This window comes from Allomesorhizobium aridi (assembly GCF_043769475.1).
Taxonomy (GTDB): domain Bacteria; phylum Pseudomonadota; class Alphaproteobacteria; order Rhizobiales; family Rhizobiaceae; genus Allomesorhizobium.
Genome location: NZ_CP171729.1, coordinates 166,119 through 180,127 on the forward strand (window position 1 = coordinate 166,119; position 14,009 = coordinate 180,127).

Genomic DNA, 14,009 nt, shown 5'->3' on the forward strand with positions numbered 1-14,009 from the left:
TTCAGGATGAGCCGACGGCAGCAGCCGACCGGCTCTCCTGTCGCGCGTCCCCGCAATCGACACAGCCAAGCAAGGAATCCACCATGGCGAAGAACGCGCCGATTGCGGACGCGAGCGATGGGTCGGCCGTAAATCGGCTGGTCGGCATCGACCTTGCTCGGGGCCTGGCTGTCTTCGGCATGTACGCCGCCCATGCCGGTCCCAACCCCCTAGAAGGAGGACTGGTCGGGAATCTGATGGAACTAACCCATGGGCGGTCGTCCGCCCTGTTTGCCGTATTGGCCGGTTTTTCGATCCTCCTGATTACCGGTCGCAAGGCGCCGAAGTCGGGGGTAGCCGGTAGACAGGCCATTGCCAGAGTCGCAATTCGTGCCCTTGTTTTGCTGGCGCTTGGCCCAATCCTGACCTACCTCGATACGCCGGTCCGGGTCATCCTGACATACTACGGAATCTGCTTCTTGTTGGTCCTGCCGCTCTACCGGCTCAGCGCACCGCAACTCGGCTTGCTCGCTGCTGGGACCGCATTAGTTCTGCCGCAAGTGCGCTTCCTCCTTGAGTCAATGGTTGCCTTCGAGGGCTCGTCCTTCGACCCGGTGTTCAAGCTCATGGTCAGCGGCGATTATCCCGCTTTAACCTGGGTTCCTTTTGTGATCGCAGGCATGGCCATTGCGCGCCTCGACCTTAGTACGCAAGCAATGCATTGGCGCCTTGGTCTAGCGGGGGTCGCGCTGGCCGTGTTGAGCTATGGGGGATCCTGGCTCGCGCTGCGTTTGCCTGGTGTACCCGTCGCTTTGCAGGAATCCGCCTGGTGGTGGTCGGACGTTGGCTACCTTTGGTCCTTGGAGCCCTTGATTGCCGCACCTCATAGCGAGACGACGTTCTCGATCCTGGGCAACACCGGTTGCGCAATGATTGTCATTGCGGCTTGCTGGCTCGCTATGAATGCGCTCCCGCATCTGCGAAAACTGGTCTGGCCAATAATCGCGGTCGGCTCGATGCCTTTGACGGCCTATGTCCTGCACATCGTGGGAATAGCCTATTTCAACCACACTATGGGAATGGAGTTGTTTGCAGAAAGCAGGAGCCTGTCCATGCTCTTTGGCTTCGTCGTGGTTATAAGCACATTCGCGGTGCTTTGGCTCCGCGTCTTCCAGCGAGGACCGGTGGAAGTGCTGATGGATAGGATCACAGATCTCGCGCGTCACATCCGCTGAGCACCGCAACGCCCCGGCCTCCCGATCACATTACGGACAGAAAAAGCTGGGATTTATCCAAAGCTTGTTCGCGGCAGGGGAGGGGACTTCCTACCACCCTGCCACCTTTGTGAGGTCGACGCGAAACGGTCGCGCCGGCGCTGATGGTTTCGCATCGGCATTATCAACTTAACTCGCGGTCAGTCTTTGTCGGCCCCCCGCCGGAAAGGGGAGGCGAGGCTAGGCGGTTTGGCAAATCAGAAGCTGTCCTTCGGCAGCGGCGCTCCCGCGCCCTGTCCAGAAGCCGTGTCAGATCGCCCCGCTTCGCCGTTCTTTGCCGTACGGGTACGCGCCTTGAGAAATTCGCTGGCCGTCTCCACCGCACCGATCTTCTGCGCGACCGCCGACCTCCACCCGTTTCGGCTGCGGAACGCCGCCACGATCTTCCTACTCTCTACACGACCTCCGGTGCGGAGACGTCCGCCGCCTGGCTCAGATGCCACTTCGTCTGGCCGCAGACCACCTGATGGCGCGATGAGATCTCGACCGCTCAGCCCGCTCTGGCCATCCGCTGCATATGCGAGGCCGGCGCAGGACGATCCACCCGAAAAAAACGCAGGAAATCGCCGAAAGTGTCTTGTCAGGCCGCAAGCGCCGCGCGGAAATGGGGGAGGCTTTTCGTATCAACGACCCGACGGTCCCGTACATCGTTGCTGAACACCGCCACAACCTGGAGAAATTCCATGCCGACCAGCCATGATCTCAAGGGGCTGATGAAATTCCTCGCCCGCGATGATTGGCGCGGCTGTTTCGAGCAGGTATTCGACGATCACTTCGGCCCGGTGCTCGAGGCTGGCGACATGGAATTCGAGGACGTCGCCGAAATCCTCGGCGACGAATGGGCAATGACCCTTTGGGGCTGTGCCTTCGAGGATTTCCTGACGCGAAACTTCGATGTTGCGGGCGGCAATATTGTCGACGAGTATCTCAAGCGGCGCGGCTGGAAGGAAAACGCGCAAACGAAAGCCTACATGAAGGCGCTGCGGAGATCGGTCATAAGCCTTTACGAGGTGAGCGACATCGTGCCGGGCAAATCGCTCATGGCGCGCGATCTGATCCTTGGCGGCGATCCTATCGCCGTCAGCGAGGGAACGGCAACGAAGACCCTGCAACAATGGGACAGGGTCGCCGCCCGCATCGTTCCGGTCATGGGCAAGAAGATCTTCGCGGGCGGCCTTTTGCCCTTCACGCCGCAGGCCTCGGAGGCGCTGTTCGAAGGCCTGCAACAGATACTCGGGAAAAAGAACGCAAAGAAGCTCCCCGCCATTCGGGACGAAGACCTTCAGACGGTCGCCCCCATGTTTACGCTCTCATGGTTGTTCGATGCGCTTGATCGCGCCATGGAATTGCCGCCGATGCAAAACTCAGATGGCGACGATCTCCTGTTCCACGATGTCAGGTTCCCGCTGGCAAGCGGCGTGACACAGAAGGATATCGCCTCGCGGGTGAAAGCCATTCCCGGAATGTCGCAGGCGAACGCAAAATTTTGGAACTGGCTTGAGGACCAGCCGAAGGGCAGAGGACAACCGAAAAAAAGCGGTGCGCTTTCCTTCGACACTACCATGGATAGCGGTCAGCGCGTGCTGGGTAATGTGGAGCTGAATGGGCGGTTCCTGCACCTGTCGGCCAATTCCGCCGCGCGCGCGGAGAAAGGAACGGCTCTCATCCGGCACGCTCTCGGTGATTTTGTACGCGAGCCGCTCACCGAAATCCGCACCGTCCAGCAGATGATGGCCGATAGGTCGGCCAAGGACGGCGAAGCTCTTTCATCGGATGTGCCGCCGGAAATCGCTGAACAGATCGTCCACCAATTCCTGGACCGCCAATATCGGGGAGCCCTTGATCAGCCTGTCGGAATGCTTGGGAACAAGACCCCGCGACAGGCCGTGAAATCATCCGCCGGTCGCCAGAAGGTGGCCGAGTGGCTCAAACATCTCGAAAACCAGTCCGCCAGGCAGCCGGACCCCGCCGATCCCATGGCGACCTACAACTTCGAATGGATGTGGAGGGAACTCGGCGTCCAAAATTTGCGCCAATAGCGCTTCCTACCGCATTTTGGTGACATGATGCGGAAACGATCGCGCCGGCGCTAATACTTGCGGGGCATCTCGCCCAGGCGTGACCAATCGTTGCGCAGCCAAAAACCGGCAAGGCTTGGAATTTGTTCCAGCGTTAATACTCAGTCCTTGCTAGACCGACGCACCCTCGATAGGCCGCCGTCCCTTCACCGGGGGTGGTGGATTTTTTCGTTCTGATTGGAACTACGTATCGGTTTTCTTGTTTGTGAAGCTTCAAAGGGTCCCCTCCCTTAGAGCGCCAAGAGCCCGCTGCTCGTCTCGGCAACTGCGAGCGGCGGGTTCCTTGGATTCCCCCAGATCTTGGCCGTGGCAGGGAGCAAGATGCCGGCCTAGCAGTTTCTGAAGCCTCAAGGTTTTCTTCTCCCATCCTTGGATGGAAGCTCGCCGCCCCTGCACCTCGAGGATTTAATACGGGCGGGCTATTTGCGCTCCCGCGTCTCTCCGGAGGCGCGGGTCTTTTGTGTTGAACGCCCCAGCGCAAGGAGTTTCATAGCCTTAGGAGCCATTCTTGCCGTGATGGCTGAAGCGCTGACGAGTGGCAAGACTGTTGACTTCCTATACCGATGGATCGACGAGAACGTCTGTGGACAGGACGGGTTGGACGTCGGACGCAGAATGAGCAAACGGCAGCGGCTGCGGCGGAACAAGGAACAGCATCAGCGAGACCGACGCTGACCTAGGCAGCATAGCCGCCGTTGTTTTCGAAGCGATCGCGCATCAGGACGGTGGGCACTGTTGTCGTTGGCCCCGGTGCGGCAACGCGCAGCCCTTTTTCGTTTTTCCGCACCAGTCGTGGCGCGGCAGCTTAATGACCTCAAGGTTCCTTTCTCATACATCCCTTGGAAAAGAAGCCCACCCACTTGCACGAGGCGCGCAATCGATAGGCTGGTGGAGCTATCGGAGCGGTACTTGGAACTGCACCCTACGCAAGCCCATAGCGCTGACAACTGTCAACCAGCCAATCCGAGCAGCGTTGCATGGCGCAATGTCTCCTCGCCACGAAGGTGCCTGACGCGAACACGCATTCCAGGCGTGAACCATTCCACCTCCCCACCATGCTGCAGTTCGGGGATCGCGGGCTTGTCGGTTCGGTGCTCCTCCAGCTGTGTCCAGATCGCTTCCGCTTGGGGCCGCGGAGCGTGACCATGACCCGGCCGGCATACATCATTTGGCCATCCTGCTCTCTCGCGACCAGCAGGCTTCGGACGCCTCCCGGCGTGGTGTCGTAGCCAACGACAACGAACTCGCTCTCCAAGAACGTCTTCACCTTCAGCCAGGCCTTGGTGTAGCCGCTCCGGTACGGGCTGGTTTGCTTTTTCGAGACCATCCCCTCCAGGTCCATCCGCTCGACAGCCGCGAAGAACTCCTTGCCTGACCCGCCATGCGCCTCACTGAATGGATCGGGTAGGATGGCAGGGGTGATCCGAGTAGATCCGAAAGAAGAGCTCTGCGTTCCTCGCAAGGCTTCGCTCGAAGGTCCTGCCCGTCCAGGCTCAACAGATCGAACGTGTAGAGGATCAGCCGCCCGCCAGCGCCGCTCTCGATGTCGGATCGAAGAGCATTGAAGTCCGGACGGCCGTTCGCGTCTTGCACAATCATCTCGCCTTCAAGGTGGCAGTCGTGGCCGAGCTCGCGCGCCGCTTCGATGATACGGTTGTACTTCTTGGTCCAATCCAATCCCCTGCGGGTGAACGCGCGGGCACTTTTGCCTGCAATGACGATCTGCGTTCGGTAGCCGTCGTATTTGATCTCGTGCAACCACTCCGGACCCTCCGGAGGTTTGTCGACCAGCGTCGCCATCATCGGCTCGACGAAACCACGTCCAGCCACTCCGGAACCTGCGTTGCGAACCAAGGGTCATCCTCCCAGCACGGCGCTGCTACCGGTCAGCTAGAGAAAGCTGTCAAGCTTGAAGGCGTCGGGTTCGACGCGGCCCGCAACATCGCTCCAGCTTACCGGCATGGATACCGGAAAACCCGGACGAGCCCGTGGCGAATACGCGCCCACGGCTGTCGTACCGCGCCCATTCCGCAAAAAGTCGATGAAGATATGATCCTTTCGTTTCGCCGGCGCGGAGCTGACGATGTAGCGCTCGTCTCTGGCGGCAAAGGCATCCGCAATCAGCCTGGAGGCCTTTCGAGCGTCGTCGTGCGAAGTCGGCTCCCTGGGGGGGACCATGAGATGCAGGCCCTTTCCGCCTGAAGTCTTCGGCCAGCTTTCAAGTCCATGTCGCTGGAGGAAGTCCCTCAGGGCCAAAGCCGTTTCCGTGACGAAGGGCCATTCGATCCCATCGCCCGGATCAAGGTCAAACACGATCAGGTCGGCGGATTCGATATCGTCGATTTTCGCCTGCCATGGATGGAGTTCAACCACGCCGAGATCGACTAAGCCGAGCAGCCCGTCGAGGCTATCCACCCAAAGCCGCAGACCTTCGCCGCCCTCACGCTTCTCGATCCGCAGCGCGTGCACCGCATTGGGCAGCTCAGCAAAACCTCCGGTGTGGAAGAACGCGCGCCCACGAGCTGCGCGCACCAGCGTCAGTGGGCGACTACCGAGATGCACAAGGGCCCGCCGGTGCGTCTTGCGCCAATACGCCTTCAATTGTTCCGATATTGGGATAACTGCACCAGGAAGGAACCGCTGGACGTCCGAAGCTGATACGAACGTTGCCTCAGGCATTCAGCGGCTCAGCTTTCGCGCTTCCCGCTCCAGCATCCCGCGATCGTTGCCGTGGCGCTCGATCAGGCGCTTCGTCTGCGCCAGTGAAATGTTGTCAGCGAATTCCCGAACCTCGTAATCCTGGTTAGTGGCCACCCGGGCACGGTCCTGTTTTGCAGTCTTCGACTTGTCGTCTGCCATCGAGCTCTCCCGATCAGGTGGAGAGTAGATCGACGGAAGAACGTACCGTTACTTCCGGCAATCTGCCGCTTTGCCTGTTGCCAACAACAGGAACGAAGCTCATATCAACAGCTTCTAATGTGATAGGTTCCACAGCCAGACCAACCGGGAGGCATCCGTTCCTGCGACCCTGAGAACCGACTGCAGGATCCATCGGAGCGAGTGCTGAAACCGATCCGCATCCGACAAAGCCAGCACTTGAACAATCGTGTATCGAGCAGGATCATCGGCGCATCAAGCGTCGCCCCAGGCCATGCTCAGCCGCAAGTCGCAGGCGACCGCGGCCGGTATCCTTGCCGCGATCGAGATGGGTCCACATCATGCGCAAACGAAGGTGGGGTATGCTGACAATGCAACTCGTCGACCGTTCGCCATCGTCGCTGTGTAACCGGGCAAGGCGAAGACGTCATCCACGCTCTGCGCCAAGTTTTGCGGCGGAACCCGCTGCGCTTCTCCTGCGTTGGATGCCTCCCCACAGTCGTGCTGTGTCTGGCGCAACCAGTCAGAATTTTTCTTTGTCGAAGCTACGGCGCGCCTCGACCACTCTGGCGTGGTTGTCTTCGGCCCACTGGAACAGGTGCTCCATGGCCGCATGGATCGAGCGCCCTGAGTCGGTCAATGAATATTCGACGCTCGGCGGCGTCGTTGGGAAAACGTCGCGATGGACGTAACCGTCGCGCTGCAGGTCGCGGAGAGTCTGCGTCAGCATGCGTTGCGAGATATCCGGAACGAGCCGCCGTAGTTCGCCGAACCTGTAGGGTTGCTCTGCTAGGGCCATGAGCAGCAGCCCGCTCCATTTGCCCGACACGTTCTGCACCACGTCGCGGATCGGGCAGTTGGCTATGCCGCCACTCATCACGTCGGCGCGGTAGATCTCGATCTTCTGGCGGGTCGAGGCGGTGCGGGCATTCATCGAGCTCTCCCGGACGGCGTGGTGCAGGCAAGTACCTGATTTGAAACTGCCTTCTTTACAAGGCGCCATCCACGTACATCAAGTGCCGGTCTCCCAAAGAGAGCACTTGTCGAAATGGTTGGGAGCCAGCAACATGTCTGATACATCTTCGTTACCGGCGCCTCCGGCCAGCTTGGCCGCGCCGCGCTGCCAAGGGGTGATCCCGCCCGCTCACCTGAGCTATCTGCTCGATCACGAATGTTGATGCCCCGTTCGTGATGCTGAATGGGTCTCAGAGCGCGTGCCAGCTAGTGTGGTTGCGAAGGTCGCGGACCGCGGTTGGTCAGCAAGGGGCATTTTGGAACAGGTAGGCTCCGGTAAGCCCCGGCTCAAATCATCGCCATGCCGCCATTCACGTGAATTGTCTGGCCAGTGACATAGGCAGCTTCATTGGAAGCGAGGTAGGCGACCGCGGAAGCGACTTCGTCGCTGGTGCCCATGCGCCGTGTCGGGATCGCCGCCATGATAGCCTCTTTCTGCTTGTCATTGAGCTTGTCGGTCATAGCCGATTCAATGAAGCCTGGAGCGACGCAATTGACGGTGATGTTGCGGGTGGCGATCTCCTGCGCCAGCGACTTGGAAAACCCGATCATGCCAGCCTTGGAGGCTGAGTAGTTCGTCTGGCCAGCATTGCCGGTGACGCCTGAGACCGAAGTGATATTGATGATGCGGCCGTGCCGGCGCCGCATCATCGGATGGGTGAGTTCGCGGGTCAGCCGGAACACGGCAGTGAGGTTGACCTCCAACAGACTGTCCCAATCGAGATCAGCCATGCGCACGAACAGCCCGTCCTTGGTAATGCCGGCATTGTTGACCAGGATGTCGACGCCTTCGAGCTCAGCCTCTGCCTTCTGGCCGAGGGCCTTGACCTCGTCACGATTGGAAAGGTTGGCCGGAAACAGCTTGACTCGGTCGCCGAGCTGGGCGGCCAGGGCCTCCAGCTTCTCGACGCGCGTGCCATGCAGGCCGACGATGGCGCCTTGCGCGTGCAGCACCCTGGCGATCTTCTCGCCGATGCCTCCCGATGCGCCAGTCACGAGCGCCTTGCGGCCAGTTAATTCGAACATTTCCTATCCTCTTCTCAAATCGTGCAGGCCGGTCAATTCGGTTGCCTTAAAGCACTGCCGCGCCAGAAGTCTCGGTTGCGCGGTAGCTTCCTCGCCGCGACTGATGCGCGCCAAGACCTTGGCTGCGACGTCATCCTCTGTGTAGCCAAAACCGCTCGATGAATTGCGCAGCCAGTGGCCCTTGCTGCGGTCGGTCTCGGCCTAAGTACTACATAGGATATGCAGCCTTCAGCCTACCTCAGCAAGGAGGCGGTCACTGACCGATGGAGTGATCCGGCTAGCATCTGGATACGGGAGGGTGACGGCAGGACGCATCTCGCAAGGCTTCTACACCTGTTTGAATGCCAGAACTGCGTTCAGGCCGCCCATGGCAAAGGCGTTGCTCATGGCCACGCGCACCTTGCGCTCGCGCGCAACATTGGGGGTGACGTCGAGATCGCAAAGGGGGTCTGGCTCGCGATAATTGGCGGTCGGCGGCACAACACCCTCTTGGATCGCCATCACACAGGCAATCATTTCAAGCGCACTCGCTCCACCGAGGCAATGCCCGTGGGTAGACTTGGTGGAAGAGACGGACAGCGAATTAGCATGGTCCCCGAAGACACGCCTGATCGCCGCCGTTTCGACTTCATCGTTGGCCTTGGTGCCGGTGCCATGCGCGTTTAGGTACTCCACATCCTCGGCATTCAACCCGGCATCGGCAAGGCAGGCGCGCATCGCCGCCTCCGGCCCCTCGACAGTCGGCGCGGCGATGTGGAAGGCATCGGCGGAAAGGCCGACGCCGGCGATCTCGGCAAGAATCGTGGCGCCGCGCGCCGTGGCATGCTCATAGCTTTCCAGCACGGCCATGCCCGCACCCTCGCCCAGCACCACGCCCCTCCTGTCGGCGGAGAAGGGCCGGCAAGTATCCGGAGCGAGTACGCGCATTGCTTCCCATGACTTCACCACGATAAATACGAATGGCGCGTCGCTGCCTCCGGCAAGCATCACGTCGGCCCGGCCAGACCTGATCTGGTCGACGGCCGAGGCGATCGCATGGTTGGCCGAGGCGCAGGCGGAGGTGGCGGCGAAGACCGGCCCGCGCAGGCCGAGGCTCATGCTGACTTGGCAGGCAGCTGCGCTCGGCATCGCCTTTACGCCAGTCAAGAGATCAATGCGGGTCGCGCCGCCCAAAAGGAGGGCGCGGTAGGCTTTTTCGGTCGCGTCCCAGCCACCGAAGCCGACGCCCACTGTCGCGCCGAAGCGATGGGCATTTCCTTCATAGCAGGAAAGTCCGGCCTGTCGCATGGCTTCGTGCGCCGCAAGCACGGCAAGCAGGCTGCAGCGGGCCATGGAGACGAGTTGCCTGCGGTCAATGTCGTGCTCAGGCAGCGCCTTGATCTCGGCGCCAATCGTGCCCTTCAGCTCATGAAGCTCTGCGTTGACAATCGGGCCGATGGCGGAGCGGCCTTCACGCATCCCTGTCCAAATGGAGGCGGCGTCGGTGCCTAGTCCGCACAGCCCGCCTACTCCGGTGATGACGACGCGCCTGTCCATTCAAGCCACCTTAGCAAGCAAGCCGCGCATGGCTTCCACCATGCCGCCGACATTCTGGACACCCGACCACGCCTCGGCCGTGTTCATTTCGATCTTAATGTCGTAGGCTTGCTCCAAGTCCCAGAGCACGTCCGCTAACCCCAGTGAATCGATGCCGAGCTCGGTCATTTCCGTCTCAGTCGTTATTTCGCCGACCATGGATGCAGTCGTGCCCTCGCCGCTCTCCGCTTCGATGCGTTTCTTGATTATGGCAATGATTTCCGTTGTGAGTTGATCAGCCATTGTGTTCCTTTCCATTTCAGTTTGTTTTGACGTGGAACGCGGCTCGACTCCTGAGACGGGCCGCGTGGCGAAAATAGCCATTAAGCTTGTGCAACCGACAAAGCCCAATGCTCATAAGAGCCGGGTGAGTTCCGGCGGGTCTGCGGCGTAGGCGCCGGTGACGCAGAAGGTCCTGGGAAAAATGGATTGGAACCGTCGTCAAGGTCAGCGTCAGCGCACCACTTGGCCCGCTTCATAGTTCCGGACCGTTTCGGTCGATCAGGGTGCCAGACGGCCACTCGTCCATTGAGCGTCCAATTGGCGAAACCAAGAGGAGCACGTCCTCCAGGCGCGTGGGCGGCAGGTCGGGATGCACATCTGGGAGGGTCGACCGTACGCGAACGCCCGACACAACGGTCGCCAGACCGCCTCGGCAGAGCCTCTCAACATGGTTGCGCATCGCGTGCCGAACCGTGCCGAAAGCGAATGGAACCCCAAGCTGCGGCAGCACTGGAAACACAACGCTCAGTGAAAAGCTGATTCCGAATCCCTCAAGATCCGGACGGACCCCGTACAACCCCAGTTCAGCCACCAATAGATCGACCTCGCCAACTTTGATGAAGCGGCGCAGTATGCCCATATGAGCGGCTACGCCGTGCGCGTCGTAGCCGATTGCGCGGAATTCCGGTCTCGCACCGGCCCAACTGCGGCCGCCTTCGAATGGCTTTGTATGGAAGGCCCCAGTCCGTCCATAGCTCTTTCGGAAGAAGTCGGAGAGTTCGGCATGGTCGGCCAGTTGCAAATCATTTTCCCAGCACAGCCGCCACCGTATGTCAGAGCGCATGGAAAGACCTCGTCATTATTGCTGTTTCTTGAAGTAAGCGTCTATGCAGGAAGAGCTTGTCACATCGAGCCGACGCGACGTAGCTTGCGCGGCACCACCGAAGAACCCAGCCGCAATGGACATGCGGCTTGGTTCACGTTCGCAGTACAGCGGAAGGCGTGCACCAGAACATGCTCCGCGGAGCCGAAAGTGCTCCTCGGAGCTAACGCAAACATCGACAACTTCCTTTGAGGATTTATTTGACTTGTTCCTATGCGACGTTCTGCAAAACCGGTAAAATCGATTGTTTCGATCAGACGCATCCACGCTTTGGATAGCTGAAGGCATGCGATCGAAATGGCTTGACTTGTATCCCAACCGAGCTTCAACAGGCTCGCGCTTTACAAGAAGAAAAGGCGCTGACTGTACCGAGCTCCAACCGTCATCGGGCTACGCAGGGACCCGTAGAACGGGAAGATGAGCGCCTTCGGCCGGAGCAGCAGGCACGTTATCAGACATGGTGTGAAGCAGACCGAATAGCTCGCGAACAGCTCCTGTAGGGCGCTAACTGCAAGTGGACGCAGCTGCAGAAATCCATATTGGTATTGCCGCGAGCGGCAGGACCATCCTCTTTCGCCAAACATTTAGAAGATGTGGGAACCGAATCGCGCTGTCGAGCTCGGAGGAGGACGAGGAGCTTTGTTCGGGAAATATCAAACGACGCGGGGACGCAACCAAAGTAGTTTCGCAAATGGCTCATCTTCGGCGGCATGTCAGCGTGAAGTTGTAATTGCATGCTCGCTCGCGGTCATCGAGTGCTTCTGCGCGCTCTGAACGATCCCATAATCACAGTCTCTTTCAGCATGGCAGACGCACTGCCTTAACCGAACAACCTAAACCCAACCCGTGAGTGTAAGCAGCCCTACAGGCGAGGACGGACTTGCTGGCGCGGCGGCCAGCAGACAGCAGGCTGCATGGGACAGACGATGAGTCCATAGGACGAAATCTCGACCTGAGAAGGCCGTGTGGCTCAATGCATGATGCCGAATGATTTGGACTTGCCCGAGAGCAAGTTCGGGCGATCCTACATGGTCCTCACGCGCGGTAGCGCCCTCGGCCCGTGCAGCGGGATCAACATTGCGGGTGTTCCCCATCCTGCGGCCATCTGTATCAGTGCGCCTCGATCCTTGCGTCGGCCACGGTTCGCGTTGTCGCCACCGAATCGCAAGATCCAGCTAAGCAAGCCGCCATCAGCGTTAATCCAATACGTCCAGTCACGTTTGCGAAGCGCGCGTCGGAATTGGTGATCCTATGACTCTATGTCGCCACAATTTAGCCGCGCCGCTGTCACGATGTCCGACGAGATAACCGGCGTTGCCTGAGACGGTTCGGTCCGGCACCGGCTCGTATGCCCAAGCCCCCGCCTCCCGCCCACGGGTCAGCGTCGGATCGAACCAACCTCGCTTTTTCCTTGGAAAAATTGGGTGCGACGACGCCAAACCTAAATGATCGGTAGCAGAGGCAAGCGACGCCGGTTTGTTATTGGCTAATGCATAACCCCGAAACGATCCATGCCGTAATCGATGAATGCGGCCGGTGAGGGGACGCAAAGGTGACGGCCCGAGAAGGCGAATGTTGTCGGCGCGGAGCGACATCGTGCGTCGCGATGTTTCGATACAGCAGGCTGTAGATGCGCTTCAGATGATCAACGTTTATTGGGCGCCTCTCCCGGTTCCTCCGGGCTTGGTGCGAAACGCGTGGTGGGTCAGGGAACTTGTCGCTGCCTCGTCCTGCGGGGGAAGCGCCCTGAGTGAAGCGCGACCATGTCGGTCGTGTCCTGCACGGCGTAGCTTGCATTCTCATGTGAACCGGTGAGTTTCAGGTATCCGTCGCCAGCACGCGCCGCTTGCTCCCGGGCGGTCTCGTCCATATAGCTCGGAGCAACGGAGGAAGCGCCAGACGTTCAACCGTCGTCAGCGCGACTTCCTGCCCATGTCGTATCCAACAAGGAGAAACTATGAAGCGGCAGACCCGACCGTTCACTGTGGAGGTCAAACAGAAACGCAGTTATCAAAAACGGGGTCGTTCCCTCTGGAGCGATGTCGATCTCTCCGCAGCAATGGCCGAGACTACGAGGGAGCTCAAGGAGATGGAGCTGCCAAATCGTCGGCTTACCGACTCTAATGTCGTGACCCTTGATGAGGAACACATGCACAAACCGCAAGCGGATCATCTCATGGCAGATCCCCAGGGAGCTGAATCAGTAGCAACTGCAAGCGAACCGACAGCCAAAGGGGAGAGGCCTGGCACGAAGAAGAAAGCGCCACGATCGTGGAACACAAAGGCTGAGCCTAGGCCGCCTGCTCGGAAGAATGGCGCCAGCACGGCGTCCAAGGCGGAGGAACCACCAGCAGCGGCCGTGCGGACCGGCCGGAGGCGGAGGATCTACTCTGAAAGGGATCGCGCCCAGAAGCTCGCTCAGATCGAGAAATCCATCAGTGGCGGCGCACCGGTCAAAAGCGTGGTAAAGCAGGCCAGCATATCGGAACAGACCTATTATCACTGGAAGAAGATCGCTGCGCCTGCATCACAAAGTGACGATCTGAAGGATCTGGTTGCGCTCGAGGAAGAAAACAAGCGACTGAAGAGCCTGCTCGCGGAACGTCTGCGCAAGGAGAACGCGGAATTAAAGAAGAAGTTGGGGCTGCAATAGCGTTTCAAGAGTCCGCTGAATAGCAGATCGGAGCGGCGGCATATCTGGCCGCGCGCAACCGACCGTCGGCCTCCTGTGGAGAGTCGATTCGAGCGCATTCTCACGTTGCCTTGCATCGAGACCAACCAGCTTCTGTGCTAATCGAGCTTTGATAATCCTCAAGTATCTGCCGACGCGAGCGGATTGGGAAACATCAGGGAAGGACTGCGACGGGGCGGGCGTCATCTCTTGCAGCACGTGCCACAACTTAGCGAGCGGGGGCGACGACAATCTTGAACTTCGATCGGCCATCGGGCCGCAAAAGGTAAGCGGTAATTCCGGTGGCAGAAAGTGGGGCGAGCCGCCTCACCACGGTCTAATGCTTGCACGCGTCAGCCTTCAAACAACCCAGCAGGCGGCGACCGCTGGGATACGCCGCGTATGCCCGT

At 59.8% G+C, this 14,009-nt stretch carries 11 protein-coding genes and 2 pseudogenes; 5 read left to right on the forward strand and 8 right to left on the reverse strand.

The genetic code is table 11. The annotated features are described in order from the left end of the window. The first annotated feature begins 83 nt into the window (after nt 1-83). A complete protein-coding gene (locus ACG873_RS02690) occupies nt 84-1,214 on the forward strand; it encodes a DUF418 domain-containing protein (RefSeq protein ID WP_394890306.1) in 1,131 nt (376 codons plus the stop codon). Nucleotides 1,215-1,936: 722 nt separating this feature from the next. Further along, complete coding sequence (locus ACG873_RS02695; protein WP_394890308.1) at nt 1,937-3,292, forward strand: hypothetical protein; 1,356 nt, start codon at nt 1,937-1,939, stop codon at nt 3,290-3,292. A 1,308-nt stretch (nt 3,293-4,600) separates the two neighbouring features. Here ACG873_RS02695 and ACG873_RS02700 read toward each other — a convergent pair. The 3 genes from ACG873_RS02700 to ACG873_RS02710 are packed head-to-tail and all read right to left on the reverse strand — an operon-like array spanning nt 4,601 to nt 6,190. Beyond that, the gene (locus tag ACG873_RS02700) at nt 4,601-5,185 is read right to left on the reverse strand and encodes a hypothetical protein (protein WP_394890310.1); all 585 of its coding nucleotides are present in this window, start codon (nt 5,183-5,185) and stop codon (nt 4,601-4,603) included. A 36-nt stretch (nt 5,186-5,221) separates the two neighbouring features. Further along, entirely contained in the window at nt 5,222-6,010 is a 789-nt protein-coding gene (locus tag ACG873_RS02705; RefSeq protein ID WP_394890312.1) for a DNA primase small subunit domain-containing protein, read from the reverse strand. Further along, nucleotides 6,011-6,190 carry a hypothetical protein gene (locus tag ACG873_RS02710; RefSeq protein ID WP_394890313.1) on the reverse strand — a complete coding sequence of 60 codons (180 nt, stop codon included), beginning with the start codon at nt 6,188-6,190 and terminating at the stop codon, nt 6,011-6,013. A gap of 133 nt (nt 6,191-6,323) precedes the next feature. On the opposite strand from ACG873_RS02710, the pseudogene ACG873_RS02715 reads away from it, so the two are divergent. Further along, nucleotides 6,324-6,564 (forward strand): annotated as a pseudogene (locus ACG873_RS02715) (DDE-type integrase/transposase/recombinase); the annotation flags it as partial. A gap of 167 nt (nt 6,565-6,731) precedes the next feature. On the opposite strand, the gene ACG873_RS02720 reads toward ACG873_RS02715, so the two are convergent. The 5 genes from ACG873_RS02720 to ACG873_RS02740 form a co-directional block, all read right to left on the reverse strand. Continuing rightward, on the reverse strand, nt 6,732-7,142 hold the full coding sequence (locus ACG873_RS02720) for a winged helix-turn-helix transcriptional regulator (protein WP_394890314.1): 411 nt from the start codon (nt 7,140-7,142) through the stop codon (nt 6,732-6,734). A gap of 368 nt (nt 7,143-7,510) precedes the next feature. Then, on the reverse strand, nt 7,511-8,248 hold the full coding sequence (gene fabG, locus ACG873_RS02725) for a 3-oxoacyl-[acyl-carrier-protein] reductase (protein ID WP_394890316.1): 738 nt from the start codon (nt 8,246-8,248) through the stop codon (nt 7,511-7,513). 327 nt (nt 8,249-8,575) lie between these two features. Further along, complete coding sequence (locus ACG873_RS02730; RefSeq protein WP_394890317.1) at nt 8,576-9,784, reverse strand: beta-ketoacyl-[acyl-carrier-protein] synthase family protein; 1,209 nt, start codon at nt 9,782-9,784, stop codon at nt 8,576-8,578. Beyond that, nucleotides 9,785-10,066 (reverse strand): phosphopantetheine-binding protein, encoded by a 282-nt coding sequence (locus ACG873_RS02735; protein WP_394890318.1) that lies wholly within the window; start codon nt 10,064-10,066, stop codon nt 9,785-9,787. 232 nt (nt 10,067-10,298) lie between these two features. Next, nucleotides 10,299-10,889 (reverse strand): NodA family N-acyltransferase, encoded by a 591-nt coding sequence (locus ACG873_RS02740; protein WP_394890319.1) that lies wholly within the window; start codon nt 10,887-10,889, stop codon nt 10,299-10,301. A 1,996-nt stretch (nt 10,890-12,885) separates the two neighbouring features. Between ACG873_RS02740 and ACG873_RS02745 the strand changes: the two genes are divergently transcribed. Together ACG873_RS02745 and ACG873_RS32565 are read left to right on the forward strand one after the other, a co-directional pair. Then, nucleotides 12,886-13,581: a transposase gene (locus tag ACG873_RS02745; protein WP_394890320.1), complete on the forward strand. Its 696-nt coding sequence runs from the start codon at nt 12,886-12,888 to the stop codon at nt 13,579-13,581. 214 nt (nt 13,582-13,795) lie between these two features. Further along, nucleotides 13,796-13,893 (forward strand): annotated as a pseudogene (locus ACG873_RS32565) (cytochrome c peroxidase); the annotation flags it as partial. Between the last annotated feature and the right edge of the window lie 116 nt (nt 13,894-14,009).